Source organism: Luteimonas sp. S4-F44, from assembly GCF_022637415.1.
Lineage (GTDB): Bacteria > Pseudomonadota > Gammaproteobacteria > Xanthomonadales > Xanthomonadaceae > Luteimonas.
The window spans coordinates 1,936,333-1,951,132 of sequence record NZ_CP093340.1 but is presented as its reverse complement, the minus strand read 5'-3'; the positions used below and the strand labels follow the sequence as shown (position 1 = coordinate 1,951,132).

The window sequence follows — 14,800 nt, the reverse complement described above, 5'->3', positions numbered from 1 at the left end:
GCAGGCGTTGCAACCGGCCCGCGCGCGCCGGTCACGCGAACCACCCGTGCAGCATCCAGCCGTCGCGTTCGCCGACCGGCACGAAGGCCCAGGCGCGCTGCCCGTTCGAGGTCTCGACGCAGTAGTAGTCCCGGCGCGCGTCGCCATCGTCCCACCAGCCGCTTTCCAGCCGTTCGGGCCCCGACAGCACGCGCAGCCGCGGGTCGCGCAGCGGGACCGGCTCGGGCAACAGCCACGCCGGGCGCGGCGGCCGGGGCGGAGCGGCTTCGATGGCGGCGTCGTCGCCGGACACGCGTCGCCACGCGCGTTCGGGACGCGGATCGCCGGCCGGGGCGACGCGATGCACGGCCTCGTCGCCGAGTCGCGCGCGCAGGCGCTCGCGCAGTTGTGGCCAGTCCACGGACTGCTGCGGACGCGGATCGAACAGGTCGCGGCTGGCCGGCACGAACGGCGGCAACTGGCGGGCGACCAGCCCCAGCGCGACGACCGGGCGGTCGACCCCGGTGCGCTCGAGCCGGCTGCGCGCCAGTTCGAACAGCAGCGCCGGGTCGCGCTCGGGCGCGAGCAGGCCGACCTCGACATCGGTGTGGCCGCTGGCGTGCTCGAGCCGCAGCGTGAAGCGCTGCACGCCGCCGTCGCGGATCGACAGATAGGTCGCCAGATCGCCGATCAGCCGGCGCAGCGGGAACAGCAGCGCGGTGTGGCTCTCGACCTCGTAGCCCAGCTCGACGCGGGCATCGAAGCGGTCGGGCGGGGCATAGCAGTCGAGCGGGTCGTCGACGTCGCCATAGAGTCGGTCGAGGTGGTCGAGCACCGCGACCCCGCAACGGCGCCGCAGCGCATCGCGCGGCAAGCCGCGCACGTCGGCCAGGTGGCGCAGGCCCATGCGGTGCAGGCGCTCGCCGGCGTCGTCGGGCAGCGCCGCGCGCCGGATCGGGGCGCGGTCGAGCAGGGCCCGCAGTGCGCCCGGCTCGGTCACCGCCAGGCCGTCGCGCAGTCCGGCGAGCACGTGCGCCGCACGCGGCGTCGGCGCCAGCGCGATGCGGTGCCGGAAGCCGAGCGTGTCGAGCTCCTGGCGCAGCCGGTGTTCGAACGTCGGCCAGGGGCCAAACAGACGGAAGCTGGCCTGGGCCTCGAGCACGATCGCACGCGGCCACTGCGCGCTGACCAGCGAGCTGTGGCGATAGGCCCAGGCGGCGAGGAAGCGCTGGCAGCGCGCCTCGGCCCCGGCGTCGTGATCGACGGTGCTCACGTCGGCCAGCAGTGCATGCGCGGCCGACAGCCGCATGCCGGCTTTCAGGCCGGCGGCGGCCGCCGCCGCGTTGACCGCGTGCAGGCGCCGTAACTGCGCCGGGCCTTCGACCAGCGCCAGCGGCGCGTCGGGATCGTCGAGGCGGCGCAGGACGGCGTCGAGCGCCAGTTGCGGCAGCAGCAGACAGGTCCAGAGCATGGCGGGCTCACGCCTGCGCGCGGGCGACGGCGCGCGGCCGGCGCCACGGAAGCCGACGGGCAGGCAGCTGCGCGGTCGGGGCCGCGTGGCGTGGGTGCGGGCGCGGGGACATCAGTGAGCCAGTCGGATCGGGCGCGCCGGTGGCTGCGCGCCGCGGCACTTGCGCACCTGCCAGGCATCGTCGGCAGGCAGATATTCCAATCGCAGCGCGGCAGGGGAGGCGTTGACCGCATGCCGGCGGTCGCGCACGGCGAAGGCGCAGCAGTCGCCGGCGTCGGCCGCGACCTGCAACCGGCGCAGCGCCCGGTCGTCGGCGGTGCGCGGCCAGCCGAGCACCGCCGCGCAGGCGCCGCTGCGCAGGCACTGCTCGAAGGCCCACAGGGCATCGCGCGGCGGTGCGACCACGATCTCCAGCCGGGCCAGATCGACGCCGCCGGCCTGCCAGGCCGGCGCATAGGCGATGTAGGGCGGATCGACCAGTACCACCCGTCCGCCGGCGGCGGTCATGCGCGCCAGCGCCGGCAGCAACAACGCGATCTCGCCGACGCCATCGGCCGGCAGCAGCAGTTCGGTCAGCGCACCGCGCGGCCAGCCGCGGTCGGGCAATACCGCATCGAGCGCGGCCAGGCCGGTCGGTTCGCCATCGCCGGCCGTCGCCGTCCCGCGGCCGGCGTGCCAGACCGTGCGTGCGGCCAGCAAGGCATCCAGGGGCAGGACCTGGCCCATCAGCCCTGCCGCACCAGTCCGCAGAACAGGCCCTCGATCGCGAAGTCGGCGCCCGGCGGCACCACGATCGGCGCATAGGCCGGGTTGCGCGGCAGCAGGCGGATGCCGTCGGCCTCGCGGCGCAGCCGTTTGATCGTCAGTTCGCCGTCGAGCCGGGCGACCACCGTCTGCCCGTCGCGGGCATCGGCGCTGCGGTGCACGCCGACCAGATCGCCGTCGAGGATGCCGTCGTCGATCATCGAGTCGCCCTGCACCTGCAGCAGGTAGTCGGGCCGCAGCGAGAACACGCCGCGATCGAGCCACAGCTGGCGGTCGAGCCCGATGTCGGCGCCGATCGGCACGCCCGCTGCGACCCGGCCCAGCACCGGCAGCGCCAGCAGCGGCGGGCGCGCGTCCTCGCCGGGCAGGGTCAGGCCGCGTTTGTGATGCGGATGCGCCTCCAGCAGGCCCGCTGCGGTCAGGGCCTGCACATGCTTGTGCGCGGCGCTGCGCGAGGCGAAGCCGAAGTGCGCGGCGATCTCGGCCAGGCTCGGCGGTCGGCCGGCGCGGATTCGGTCGCCGATGAAGGCCAGCACGGCGGCACGTTGGGGCGGGAGCGGAGTCATGGTGTACATTTGTACACCTTCCGGCCCAGGTTGGCGAGTGAAAACCGGGGTCAGAGTGCAATTTCGCCAGGCGAAAATGCACTCTGACCCCGGTTTTCCTGATGTCGGCGAAGCGCTTTTTCACCCGCCGGCCATCGCGCCGATCCTATGGTCGGGGCCCACCGCGGGCGGTCGCCGATACATCGGCCACGCACGCAGTCCCGTCACCGGAGCCCGGCGCCATGGCGCGCAAGAAGACCCTCAAGCTGGCCACGTTCAACGTCAACGGCATCGGCAAGCGGTTGCCGCAGTTGCTGGCCTGGCTGGAGGCGGCGCGCCCGGACATCGTCGCGCTGCAGGAACTCAAGGCCGCCGATGCCGCGTTCCCGGCCCAGGCGCTGGAAGCGGCCGGCTATGGGGCGATCTGGCAGGGGCAGCGCGCCTGGAACGGCGTCGCACTGCTTGGCCGCGATACGGTCCCGGTCGAGAGCCGGCGCGGCCTGCCCGGCGACCCGGATGACGCGCAGAGCCGCTACATCGAGGCGGCGGTGCACGGCATCGTGGTCGGCGCGCTGTACCTGCCCAACGGCAATCCGCAGCCCGGCCCCAAGTTCGATTACAAGCTCGCGTGGATGCGGCGGCTGGCCAAGCATGCGCGCGCGCTGGTCGGACTGGCGCATCCGGTGGTGCTGATGGGCGACTACAACGTCATCCCGACCGATGCGGATGTCTACGATCCCAAGGCCTGGCGCAAGGACGCGCTGATCCAGCCCGAGGTGCGGGATGCGTTCGAGCGGCTGCTGGCGCAGGGCTGGACCGATGCGCTGCGGCATGTGCTCGGCGACGAGGCGCGGGTCTACACGTTCTGGGACCATTTCCGGCAGCACGCCGAGCGCGACCGCGGCCTGCGCATCGATCATCTGCTGGTCAACGCGGTACTGGCCGACCGGCTGCGCAAGGCGGGCGTGGACCGTTGGCTGCGGCTCGAGCCCGGTGCCAGCGACCATGCGCCGACTTGGATCGAGGTCGCGGTCGGCTGACGCGGTTCACACACGGCCCACGCCCGCAGCGGGAAGCTGGCGGCACCGCAGCCTTTGGGAGATCACCATGTCGGACGACAAAAGCAAGACCGGCGCCGCCGATCGCGATCGCATCAACGTCGACGAGGATTACGAGCTTCGCTATTGGACCCAGGCGCTGGATGTCACCCCCGAGCAGTTGCGCGACGCGGTCGCGGCCGTGGGGCCGATGGCGAAGGATGTGCGTCGCCATCTGGGCAAGTAGCGTGCATCGCCAAGCGCATCGGCGTGCATCTGCGCCATAACGACGAAGGGTTGGACGGCGGACCGTCCAACCCTTCGTTTTCGAGCCGGGAATGACTTGGTGGAGCGGAGGAGGATCGAACTCCCGACCTTCGCATTGCGAACGCGACGCTCTCCCAGCTGAGCTACCGCCCCACGATGGACGCGATTATACGGAGCGTTCGAGCAGGCCGCCAGCCTTTTCGAGCAACGGCGCGAGCGTGGGCTCGAGCTGGGCGCGGCGCCAGCCCGACAGCGCGCCGGGCCAGTCGGCGCCTTCGACCAAGGCTTCGAGCCACTTGCGCGAGGCGAGCACGCCGTCGGGCAGGCCGAGTTCGGCGCTGCGTGCGGACGCCGCCTGTTGCAGTTGCTTCAGGCGCTTGCGGTCAGGCTCTTCGGCGCGCGCGATCGGCGCCTCGGCCTCATCGGGCAGTTCGGTGACGAGCGCGTCCCAGATCGCGGCGCCGAGCTTGCGTGGGGCCTTGGGATGGGCGTCGAGCCGGCGCTGCAGGGCGTCGGGATCGGCCGGCGGGTCGCGTGCGAGCAGCGTTGCCAGTTCGTTGTCGAGAATCCAGCTGCGTGGCCGGTCGTGGCTGCGGGCGTAGTGTTCGCGCCAGCGCAGCAGACGCAACAAGCGGCGTTGCGCGTCGGCATCGAGGAACAGGCCGGTGCGTCCGCCCAGTTGCGGCCAACGCTCGCCTTCCATGTTGCCGGCCGTCGCGACCAGCCGCGCGCAGTCCTCCTGCAGCCAGGCCTCGCGGCCGAGCACCGCGATCTTCGCGGCCAGCGTTTCGTGCAGCGCGAACAGATGCTCGACATCGTCGGCGGCGTAGTCGAGCTGGGTCGGCGACAGCGGCCGCCGCAACCAGTCCGAGCGGGTTTCACCCTTGGGCAGCGCGATGCCGAGCGTGTCCTGCACCAGCCGCTGGTAGCCCATCCCCGAGCCGGTGCCGGCCAGCGCCGCGGCGATCTGGGTGTCGAACAACGGCGCCGGCGCCACGCCGCAGGCATGGCCCAGCGCGACCAGGTCCTCGCTGGCGCTGTGCATGATCTTGACGATGGCCGGATCGGCCAGCAGCGGGCGCAGCGCGTCGAGCATGCCGGGCACCAGCGGGTCGACCAGCAGCACATCGATGCCGCCGTCGTCGCGTTCGAGCGCGACCTGCACCAGGGCCAGCTGGGGCCAGAACGTCCGCTCGCGGATGAATTCGGTGTCGAGCCCGACGCGGGCGAATGCCGTCTGGAGTCGGGTCTGGAGGGTTGCCGGATCGTCGATCCAGCAGGCATTGGAAGAAGGCATGCGCGACAGCCTAACGGCGGCATGCGGGAGCGGCAATCGTGAGGCCGGCGCATCGTCGCCCCGGCTGTGATCGATTAATCTGACGCGATGCGGTCATGGGAGCCAGCGTTGCGCGCAGTCGTCGTGGTCGGAGTGCTGAGCGCGTTGCTGCTGCTGGGCAGCGGCTGCGACGGCGATACGCGCAGCGAAAAGGTCTCGGGCGGCGATGGCAGCGTGACCATCAGCGGCGACGACCGGATCGCCGGCGAGCTCAACTGGCAGCCGCCACCGGTCGCGATCGCCCCCGAAGCGGCGGACGAGGCCCGTAAGCGTGCCGCCGACGCGCTGGCCGCCGACGACCTGCATGCGACCGCCGACTCGGCGATCCCGCTGTATCTGGCCTTGCAGCAGGTGCCCGGTCAGGAGCGCGCGGCGCGCTCTGGACTGCGCCGGGCGCAGGCCAAACTGCTCGCACTGGGCGATCGCGCGCTGGACGAGGCCGATAACCGCGATTCGATCGCCGGCCTGCGCGCCGCGCACGAGTTCGCCGCAGTCGCGCGTTACCTCGCGGCCGACGACGAGGCCGTGGTCCGGTATCTGGAACGCGTCGACGAGAGCGACCGGCTGTGGGACCTCAACCGCGAGGCCGAGCGCGCGCTCGCCGCCGGCGAACTGGGCGAGGAGGGCGGCGGCGCATTGGCCGGTTTCCGCGAGGCGGCGGCGTTGCGACCGGGCCAGCCGCGGGCGCTGCAGGGGCTGGCCGCGGTCGAGAGCGCGCTGATCCGGCGCGCCGAGGACGCCGGCACGCAGGGCGATTTCCGCACCGCCGCGCGCTGGCTGGCGTACGCCACGACCGTCCGGCCCGGCTTTGCGACCGTGCCCGATGCCGAGCGGCGCATCGCACACATGCGCGCGGTGCGCATCCAGCGGCTGCGCGATGCCGGCGTCGAGGCGCTGCCGAAGATCAACGGCGTGGCGACCGCACGTGCACGGCTGGCCGAGATTCTGGCGATCGCGTCCCCCGGTGACCCGGTGGCGCTGGACCTGCGCGAGCGCATCGATCGGGCGGTCCACTACGGCGACTTCCGGCCCGGCCAGGTGTTCACCGATGCGCTGGAAGGCGGCGCGCGCGGGCCGCAGCTGGTCGTGCTGCCGCACGGCGGTTTCATGATGGGCGCGCTGCCTGGCGACGAGATCGCGGACGACAACGAAAAGCCCCGCCATGCGATCCGGTTCGAACGCGGCTTCGCGATGGGCGTGCGCGAAGTGAGCGTCGCCGAGTTCCGTCGCTTCATCGAGGCGACCGGCTATCAGACCCGCGCCATGCGCCGCGGCTTCTCGATGGTCTACGACGAACGCACCGGCAACTTCCTGCGCCGCAGCAACGTCGACTGGCGCTCGGACTATGTCGGCCGCCCGGCCGGCGACACCATGCCGGTGCTGCACGTCAGCGCCAAGGACGCCCAGGCCTATGTCGAGTGGCTGTCGGCGCAGAGCGGGCAGCGTTACCGGCTGCCGAGCGAGGCCGAGTTCGAATACGCCTATCGCGCCGGCACCAGCGAGCGCTGGCCGTGGGGCGAGGGGACCCCGCCGCCGGAGGCCGGCAACGTCACCGGCGCACTCGACCGTTCGCCCTCGGGGCGGACCTGGGGCAATGCATTCCCCGGTTACGGCGACGGCTACTGGGGACCGGCCCCGGTCGCCAGCTTCCCGCCCAATCGCTGGGGCGTGTACGACCTGGCGGGTAATGTCAGCGAGTGGATGGCCGATTGCTGGCATGCGACCTACCGCCGGGCGCCGGAGGATGGCTCGGCCTGGGTGAACCCGGGCTGCCGCGACCAGGTGATCCGGGGTGGCTCGTGGGCGAGCTCGCCGGCGCAGACCCGGGCCAGCTGGCGGGCACTTGCCTCCGTCGACACGACCAATGCCAGAATCGGCTTCCGCGTCGTCCGCGACCTTTGACTGCCGCCGGTCCTGCCGGCACTGGAGAACGAGATGAGACAGGATCCCTTCGGGCGCGACAGGCAACAGCCCGGCCGTGCGCCACGTCGCGGCTTCAACCTGCGGTGGGTGATCCTGCTGCTGTTCGGGCTCTACGGCGCGTACTACTACATCTCCAACCGCTCGGTCGATCCGGTCACCGGCGAGACTGTGCTGATCGACCGTGGCCTGAGCGTCGACGACGAGAAGACGCTCGGCCTGCAGGCCTATCAGGAGATCCTGGGCCAGGAGCGTGCGGTGGCGCCTGACAGCCCGGTCGCCCGCGATGTGCGCGCGATCGCCGACCGGTTGATCGCCAAGGTCGGCGTGGTCGAGGCCGAGCTGGCGCGCGAGCACGGCCTGGCACCGACACGCTTTTCCGAGAACTTCGACTGGGAGGTCAACGTCATCGAGTCCGACCAGGCCAACGCCTTCTGCCTGCCCGGCGGCAAGATGGCGGTCTACACCGGACTGGTGCCGGTGGCGCAGAACGCCGATGCGATGGCGGTGGTGATGGGCCACGAGATCGCGCATGCGCTGTTGCGGCACGGCGCCCAGCGCATGGCCCAGCAGCGGCTGACCCAGATCGGCCAGACCGCCGGCGCGATGAGCGGCATGGATCCCCAGCAACAGCAGATGGTCATGGCGGCAATGGGCTACGGCTATCTGCTGCCCTATGCGCGCAAGCACGAGACCGAAGCCGATGAGGTCGGGCTGATGCTCGCCGCGGCGGCATGCTTCGATCCGCGCGAAGCGGTGCCGTTGTGGCAGCGCATGGGCGAGGCCAGCGGCGGGCAGGCGCCGCCGGAGTTCTCCTCGACCCATCCCAATCCCGGCACCCGCATCCAGACCCTGGAAGCGCTGATGCCCAAGGCGCTCGAGTACCGGGCGAAGTTCTGCGAGGACGCGCAGACCGCCGCACGCTGACCGCGCGCGGCCGGGCGCTTCAGAAGCTCATGAACAAGCCGCCGTTGACTGGCAGGTTGACGCCGGTGATGTAGCCGGCGTCGTCGGCCGCCAGGAACGCGACCGCCCGGGCGATGTCGTCGGGCTGGCCGACGCGGCCCACCGGCACGCTGGCGACGGTGCGCGCCAGCACTTCGGGCGGCATCGCCGCGGTCATCGGCGTGGCGACGTAGCCGGGCGACAGGCTGTTGACGGTGACACCCTTGGCCGCAACCTCGCGTGCGAGCGACATCGTGAACCCGTGTAGGCCGGCCTTGGCCGCGGCGTAGTTGGTCTGGCCGAAATTGCCGGTCTGGCCGCTGACCGAGCCGATGTTGACGATGCGCCCAAAGCCGCGCGTCGTCATGCCCTCGACCGCGTGGCGGCAGAGGTTGAACACGCTGCCCAGGTCAATGTGCAGCACCTCATCCCACTGCGCACGCGTCATCTTGCGCAGGGTGGCGTCGCGGGTGATGCCGGCGGCATTGACCAGGATGTCGAGCCGGCCATGCCGTGCCTCGATGTCGGCGACCGCCGCCGCGCAGGCGTCGAAGTCGCTGACATCCAGCGCCAGCGTTTCCACCTGCGGCGCGGCCGGGTCGCGGCCGCTCTCGGGCCGCGCAGGATCGCGCGCCAGGTCGGCGGCGATCACGTGGCAGCCATCGGCGGCCAGACGCCTGCAGATCGCGCGGCCGATTCCACCCAGGCCGCCGGTGACCAATGCGATCCGAGGCGACGCGCGCATGTGCGCGGGCGTCCGGTCGGGCGCGGACACGATGCGTGCCGGCTCAGCGGCCGCGCTTGTCGCCCGGGCGGTCGTTGTGGACGCCGCCGGTCATGGTCTTCTGGAACTCCTTCCACATCTCCAGATTGCGCTCGGTGAGCTGGTTCATCATCGCCCACGGCGTCTGCCCCAGCAGGCCGCCCATCTGCTGGCGGAACTGCTGCTGCTGGTCCAGGAAGACCTGCATCGAGCGTTCCAGGTAGCTGCCCATGAACCCCTGCATCGAATCGCCGTAGAAGCGGATGATCTGGCTCAACAGCTGGGTCGAGAGCACCGGCTCGCCGTCCGACTCCTGGTCGGAGATGATCTGCAGCAGGACCGAGCGGGTCAGGTCCTCGCCGCTCTTGGCGTCGCGCACCTCGAAGTTTTCGCCGTCGACGATGAGTTGGCGCACGTCCTCGATGGTGATGTAGCTGGAGATTTCCGTATCGTAGAGCCGACGGTTCGGGTACTTCTTGATGATGCGCGTGGCGCCCATGAAGCCGGTACTCAAGTCTTTGATGCCGCGCAGCATGGCGCAGCGGGGAAGGGGGCGCAACTGGAACAAGGCATGAATGCGGCCGGCCGCAAGGCGCCGTGGACCGTCCGCCGCAGTATGGACGCGTGGCGCGATCGCGCCCTCACCACCCCATATGGTGGCCGCCGTTGATGTCGAGGTTGGAGCCGGTGATCCACGACGCTTCCTCGGCCACCAGGAAATTCACCGCGTAGGCGATCTCCTCCGGGCGTCCCAGCCGGCCGGTCGGGATGTCGGCGGCGATCTTGGCGCGGACCTCCTCGGGCACCGCCATCACCATGTCGGTGGCGACGTAGCCGGGCGAGACCGTGTTGACGGTGATGCCGAGCTTGGCGTTCTCGCGCGCCAGCGAAATCGTGAAGCCGTGCATGCCGGCCTTGGCGGCGGCGTAGTTGGCCTGGCCGTACTGGCCCTTGAGGCCGTTGATCGAACTGATCTGGATGATCCGCCCCCACTTGCGCTCGCGCATGCCTTCGATCACCGGGCGGGTGACGTTGTAGACCGAGTTGAGATTGGTGTTGATGACGTCCTGCCACTGCAGCGCGTGCATCTTGTGGAAGGTGCCGTCGCGGGTGATGCCGGCGTTGTTGATCAGGATGTCGATGGGCCCGAGCTGGGACTCGATCTCGCGCACCATGCGCTCGGCCTCGACGTGGTCGGAGACATCCCCGGACGCGATCGCAACCTCGTAGCCGGCCTCGCGCAGCTGCTGCTGCCAGGCCTCGGCCTTCTCGGCGTTGCGGTAGTTGGTGGCGACGCGATAGCCACTGTCGGCCAGGCGCCTGACGATGGCCGTGCCGATACCGCCGGTGCCGCCGGTGACCAATGCCACGCGTGCGCTCATTGCCGCCCTCCCGTTGCGATGCAGGCGTCGCCCCCATGGCGACGACCAGCCAGTCTAGTCATGCTGACAAGCGCGTCCAGTGGGCGATGCACCCACCGGATCGGCGATCGGAATCCGTGCCGGATCGAAGCGTTCGAGCGCGTGCACGCGCCAGGCCTGCACGTTGTCGGCAGTGAACGGCCATTGCCCCAGCGCCTGCCAGGCCGCGCGCAGCGCAGGCAGGGGATCGGCCGGGTCGGGCGCCTGCGCACCCAGAGACTTGGACAGCTTGCGCCCGGCGGCGTCGCGCAGCAGCGGCAAGTGCGCATGACGCGGGGTGGGCAGCCCGAGCCGTCGCTGGAGCAGGATCTGCCGCGGCGTGGAATCGAGCAGGTCGGCGCCGCGGACCACGTCGGTGATGCCCTGGTCGGCATCGTCGACGACCACGGCCAACTGGTACGCCCACAACCCGTCGGCCCGCCGCAGCACGAAGTCGCCGACCTCCGCCCACAGGTCCTGCTCGATCCGTCCCCGCAGCCCATCGTCGAAGGCGATCCGCGTATCCGGCGGCACGCGCAAGCGGATCGCCGGGTCCGGGCGAGGGTGGGTGGCAACGCAGCGCCCACGATGGATCCCGCCGGACGCCGCCAGCGCGCTGCGGCTGCAGTGGCAGACGAACGCGTGGCCGTCGGCCAGCAGCTGGTCGAGCGCCGACTGGTACAGGGCGCCGCGCGCGCTCTGGCGCACGACCTCGCCGTCCCAGTCCAGGCCGCAGGCGCGCAGCATCGCCAACTGCGCGTCGGCGGCGCCGGCGACCTCGCGTGGTCGGTCGACATCCTCGATTCGCACCCGCCACTGCCCGCCGCTGCGGCGGGCCATCAGCCAGCTGCCGAGCGCGGCGACCAGCGAGCCGGCATGCAGGGGGCCAGTCGGGGACGGCGCGAAGCGGCCGCATGGAGGCGGGGCAGGGGGCGACATCGCGCCGGAACTGTCTCGAACATGAACTGTCACGGGGCGCACACTGTGGCATCGCCGCCCGTGAATTGAAATCATGGAGGTGCGTGCGCAAATTCTTCGCACACACTCCGATTCCCGCCAGACGCAGGCAGACCTTCAAAAGGCCCCCGATGCTCAAGCGCTACGCCCTCCTCATTGCCACCAACTTTGCCGTGCTGGCCCTGGTCAGCATCGTCATGGCCGTTCTCGGCATCAATCCATCCACCTACGCCGGCTTGTTGGTGTTTGCCGCCCTGTTCGGCTTCGGCGGCGCCTTCTTCACGCTCGCGATCTCCAAGTGGTCGGCCAAGCGCTTCACCGGTGCCCAGGTGATCACCGAGCCGCGTAACGAGGCCGAGCGCTGGCTGCTGACCACCGTGCAGCGCCAGGCGCAGATGGCCGGCATCGGTATGCCGGAGGTCGCGATCTACGATGCGCCGGAGATCAACGCATTTGCCACCGGCGCCCGCCGCGACGCTTCGCTGGTGGCGGTGTCGACGGGTCTGCTGCGTGCGATGACCCGCGAAGAGGCCGAGGCCGTGCTGGCGCACGAGGTCAGCCACGTCGCCAATGGCGACATGGTGACCATGACGCTGCTGCAGGGTGTGCTCAATACCTTCGTGATCTTCCTGGCCCGCGTGGTCGGCCGGGCGATCGACGGCTACCTGAGCGGCGGCCGCGACAATGGCGGTGGCGGCATTGCCTACTTTGCGATCGTGTTCGTGCTCGACATGATCTTCGGCCTGTTCGCGTCGATGATCGCGATGTGGTTCTCGCGCCATCGCGAGTTCCGCGCCGACGCTGGCGGTGCCCAGCTGGCGGGTCGCGAGAAGATGATCGCCGCGCTCGAGCGGCTGGCGCAGACCTACGGCGAGAGCACGCTGCCCAAGCAGGTTGCGGCGTTCGGCATCAGCGGTGGCGTCGGTGGCGGCCTGAAGCGCCTGCTGATGAGCCATCCGCCGCTCGAGGAGCGCATCACCGCGCTGCGCCATGCCAATCTCGACGGCAGCAGCATCCGGCAGGGCGTGGTGGCCTGAGCTTTCGCTGCAGTGAAACGAAAAGCCCGCCTCTTCGGCGGGCTTTTTCTTTTGGCTTTCTCTTGATTGGCCTTTTTCAGATGAGGGGGGATTGCCGTGAGAGCCATCTTCCTTCGGACGCGCATCGGCCTGCCGAGGGGAGAGCGGCTTCCGGCCGGCAGGCCGATGCCCATCCGGAGTCGGGTGTGGATTTGCCTTGGAAAGTGGATTCCCGACCGCGAGGATCGCTTTGCGCAGCGCTATTACGCGGCCTAGGCCGATTTCTGCCTAGGGCGAAACCGATGAGCTACTCGAAGTCGTAGTGCATGCCCGGGCCGGCGGGCGCGAGGAAATTGCCTTGCACGTAGTCGATGCCAGCGGCGAACAGGATCGACATGCTGGCCGCGTCCTGGACGAACTCGGCGATCGTGCGGATGCCGAGCGCGCGTGCCCGCGCCGCGATCTCGCCCAGGCGCGCCTGGTTCTCGGCATTGGTCGGCAGCCCCTGGGTGAAACTGCGGTCGAGTTTGAGCAGATTCGGCTGCAGATGGGTCAGCAACTGGAACGAATCCAGTCCTGCGCCGAACTGCTCGAGCGCGAATGCGCAGTCGAAGCGCGCGACATGGGCCGCGAACGCCTGCGTCGCCTTGAGATGCGTGAACACCTTGGACTCGGGCAACTGCAGGACCAGGTACTTGCCCGGCACCTGATGCCGGGCAAGTTGCTCGCCGATGAACGTCGCCAGCCCTGCCGCCTCGAGCGACGCCTCGCTGACCTTCACCAACAGCGTGGTGGGCCGCCCCTCGTGCAGGCGCCGGGCGATCGCGGCGATCGCGCGGGCGACCACATAGCGGTCGATCTGGGCGAGCATGCCGTGATCCTTGGCGATCTGCAGGAACGTGCCCGGCGCGACGAGTTCGCCATCGCCACCGTCGAGCCGCAGCAGGCATTCGTAGACTGGCGCGGTATCGCCTTGCAGGTTGACCACCGGCTGGTAATGCAGCACGAACCCATCGTGATCGAGCGCGGTGCGCAGCCGCGCGATCCAGAGCTGCAGCCGCTCCTGCTCCAGCCGGTCAGCAGCGCCCGGGTCGAACACCTCGCACTGGTCGCCGCCAGCGCCGGATGCCGACTCCAGCGCCTGCGTCGCGCGTGCCAGCACCTGGCCGACATTGGCGCTGGTTTCGCCGATCTGGATGCCGCCGATGCTCAGTGTCACCACGGTCGAGCGCGCGCCCACGTCGAACACATGGTCGGCGAAGCCCGCCCGCAATCGCTCGGCCAGGGCCGCCGTGGCGTGGTAGTCGCCCTCGCGCAGCAGCACGGCGAAGGTCGTGCCGCCGTAGCGCGCGGCGATGGCCGACGCATCGAGCAGCGATTGGAGCCTGGCGGCGGCCGCGGCGAGCAGGTCGTCGGCATGGTCCAAGCCGATGTCGGCTAGCAACTGTTGGTGCCGGTCGGGTTCGATCAGCAGAAAGCCGTGCCGCGATTGCCCGCGCGCGGCATCGTCGACAGCGTCCTCGAGCTCGCGCAGGAATGCCGGGCGATTGAGCAGGCCGGTGACGTGGTCGCGCTGGCGGAGCGCTTCGAGCTCGTGCGCGAGCTCCGGATCGATCAGCTCCCGACGCCGGAATACGACCTGCAGGCAGGGCTCGCCCTCGTACTGGGCGGCGGTGAACTCCATGGCGGCCGGGAACGAATGGCCATCGGCATCGCGGGCCTCGATCTCATGGCGCAGCGGTGGCGGTTCGCCGCGGCTGAGCGACTTGAGCAGGGCCTTGAAAGCATCGACATGCTGCGGCGCCACCATGTCCAGCAGCGAGACGCCTTCGATCTGCTGGAAGTCGCCGTAGCCGAACATTTCCAGGTACGCCGCGTTGGCGCGGATGTGCATGCCCTCGTGGATGTAGGCGATGGGATCGCGCGAGGAGTCGATCAGCGCGTCACTGCGGCGCTCGCTCTCGCGGAGCCGGGCCTCGAGCAGTCGCAGGTTGCGCCGCGCCTGGCGATCGGCCCAGGCATCGCGCACCGCCACCAGCAGCTGCTGCGGCGCGTGGCGCAGCGCCATCGTGCGCGCGCCGCCGAGCATGACGTCGACGAATGCGGTCTCATCGAGCGCGTCGACGAGCACGATGACCGGGATGTCCTGGCCGCTGTCGGCGATGCACTGCATCGCCTGGGCGAAGGGCAGGGTGACGGCCGCATGCGCGGCGATCGCCACATCGATCACCTGGCCGACCAGCAGGCGGCCCAGTTCCTCTGAGGAGGTCGCCCGCAACGGGCGGACCGCGATGCCGGCATTGCGCAATCCGCTCACGACCGCCTCGGCATCCTCGACGCGGTCGTCGACGATCAACAGGCGCAGCGCGGAATCGGCGTTGCTGTCTGGCATGGCGGCC

General features: G+C 70.4%; 14 protein-coding genes and 1 tRNA gene. 5 read left to right on the top strand and 10 right to left on the bottom strand.

All coding sequences use genetic code 11. The annotated features are described in order from the left end of the window. Positions 1 to 31 precede the first annotated feature (31 nt). The 3 genes from MNO14_RS08885 to lexA all read right to left on the bottom strand — a co-directional run bounded on the left by MNO14_RS08885 (position 32) and on the right by lexA (position 2,781). Complete coding sequence (locus MNO14_RS08885; RefSeq protein ID WP_241943411.1) at positions 32 to 1,450, bottom strand: DNA polymerase Y family protein; 1,419 nt, start codon at positions 1,448 to 1,450, stop codon at positions 32 to 34. A gap of 111 nt (positions 1,451 to 1,561) precedes the next feature. Beyond that, positions 1,562 to 2,176, bottom strand: coding sequence for a translesion DNA synthesis-associated protein ImuA (imuA, locus tag MNO14_RS08880; protein WP_241943410.1), 615 nt, complete (start codon positions 2,174 to 2,176; stop codon positions 1,562 to 1,564). Then, positions 2,176 to 2,781 carry a transcriptional repressor LexA gene (gene lexA, locus MNO14_RS08875; protein WP_241943409.1) on the bottom strand — a complete coding sequence of 202 codons (606 nt, stop codon included), beginning with the start codon at positions 2,779 to 2,781 and terminating at the stop codon, positions 2,176 to 2,178. Before lexA ends, imuA begins: the two co-directional genes overlap by 1 nt. A 221-nt stretch (positions 2,782 to 3,002) precedes the next feature. Between lexA and MNO14_RS08870 the strand changes: the two genes are divergently transcribed. Next, positions 3,003 to 3,800: an exodeoxyribonuclease III gene (locus MNO14_RS08870; RefSeq protein ID WP_241943408.1), complete on the top strand. Its 798-nt coding sequence runs from the start codon at positions 3,003 to 3,005 to the stop codon at positions 3,798 to 3,800. Positions 3,801 to 3,867: 67 nt separating this feature from the next. Further along, positions 3,868 to 4,044, top strand: a complete 177-nt coding sequence (locus tag MNO14_RS08865; protein WP_241943407.1) for a DUF3606 domain-containing protein — start codon at positions 3,868 to 3,870, stop codon at positions 4,042 to 4,044. Between the two features lie 97 nt (positions 4,045 to 4,141). On the opposite strand, the gene MNO14_RS08860 is transcribed toward MNO14_RS08865, so the two are convergent. Together MNO14_RS08860 and rnd are read right to left on the bottom strand one after the other, a co-directional pair. Continuing rightward, positions 4,142 to 4,217: transfer RNA gene (locus MNO14_RS08860), tRNA-Ala, on the bottom strand. 13 nt (positions 4,218 to 4,230) lie between these two features. Then, a complete protein-coding gene (rnd, locus tag MNO14_RS08855; protein WP_241943406.1) occupies positions 4,231 to 5,361 on the bottom strand; it encodes a ribonuclease D in 1,131 nt (376 codons plus the stop codon). 108 nt (positions 5,362 to 5,469) lie between these two features. Between rnd and MNO14_RS08850 the strand changes: the two genes are divergently transcribed. Further along, the gene (locus MNO14_RS08850; RefSeq protein WP_241943405.1) at positions 5,470 to 7,302 is read left to right on the top strand and encodes a formylglycine-generating enzyme family protein; all 1,833 of its coding nucleotides are present in this window, start codon (positions 5,470 to 5,472) and stop codon (positions 7,300 to 7,302) included. A 33-nt stretch (positions 7,303 to 7,335) separates the two neighbouring features. Continuing rightward, positions 7,336 to 8,247, top strand: coding sequence for a M48 family metallopeptidase (locus tag MNO14_RS08845; RefSeq protein WP_241943404.1), 912 nt, complete (start codon positions 7,336 to 7,338; stop codon positions 8,245 to 8,247). Positions 8,248 to 8,266: 19 nt separating this feature from the next. On the opposite strand, the gene phbB (MNO14_RS08840) is transcribed toward MNO14_RS08845, so the two are convergent. From phbB (MNO14_RS08840) to gluQRS, 4 genes are all read right to left on the bottom strand, one after another. Further along, complete coding sequence (gene phbB / locus MNO14_RS08840; RefSeq protein ID WP_241943403.1) at positions 8,267 to 9,010, bottom strand: acetoacetyl-CoA reductase; 744 nt, start codon at positions 9,008 to 9,010, stop codon at positions 8,267 to 8,269. 43 nt (positions 9,011 to 9,053) lie between these two features. After that, a complete protein-coding gene (gene phaR / locus MNO14_RS08835; protein ID WP_241946307.1) occupies positions 9,054 to 9,527 on the bottom strand; it encodes a polyhydroxyalkanoate synthesis repressor PhaR in 474 nt (157 codons plus the stop codon). A gap of 142 nt (positions 9,528 to 9,669) precedes the next feature. Beyond that, on the bottom strand, positions 9,670 to 10,410 hold the full coding sequence (gene phbB, locus MNO14_RS08830; RefSeq protein WP_241943402.1) for an acetoacetyl-CoA reductase: 741 nt from the start codon (positions 10,408 to 10,410) through the stop codon (positions 9,670 to 9,672). Between the two features lie 54 nt (positions 10,411 to 10,464). Further along, complete coding sequence (gene gluQRS / locus MNO14_RS08825) at positions 10,465 to 11,367, bottom strand: tRNA glutamyl-Q(34) synthetase GluQRS (protein WP_241943401.1); 903 nt, start codon at positions 11,365 to 11,367, stop codon at positions 10,465 to 10,467. A 149-nt stretch (positions 11,368 to 11,516) separates the two neighbouring features. On the opposite strand from gluQRS, the gene htpX reads away from it, so the two are divergent. Next, positions 11,517 to 12,422, top strand: coding sequence for a protease HtpX (gene htpX, locus MNO14_RS08820; RefSeq protein WP_241946306.1), 906 nt, complete (start codon positions 11,517 to 11,519; stop codon positions 12,420 to 12,422). A gap of 286 nt (positions 12,423 to 12,708) precedes the next feature. Here htpX and MNO14_RS08815 read toward each other — a convergent pair whose 3' ends face one another. Then, positions 12,709 to 14,793 carry an EAL domain-containing protein gene (locus tag MNO14_RS08815; protein WP_241943400.1) on the bottom strand — a complete coding sequence of 695 codons (2,085 nt, stop codon included), beginning with the start codon at positions 14,791 to 14,793 and terminating at the stop codon, positions 12,709 to 12,711. Positions 14,794 to 14,800 lie beyond the last annotated feature (7 nt).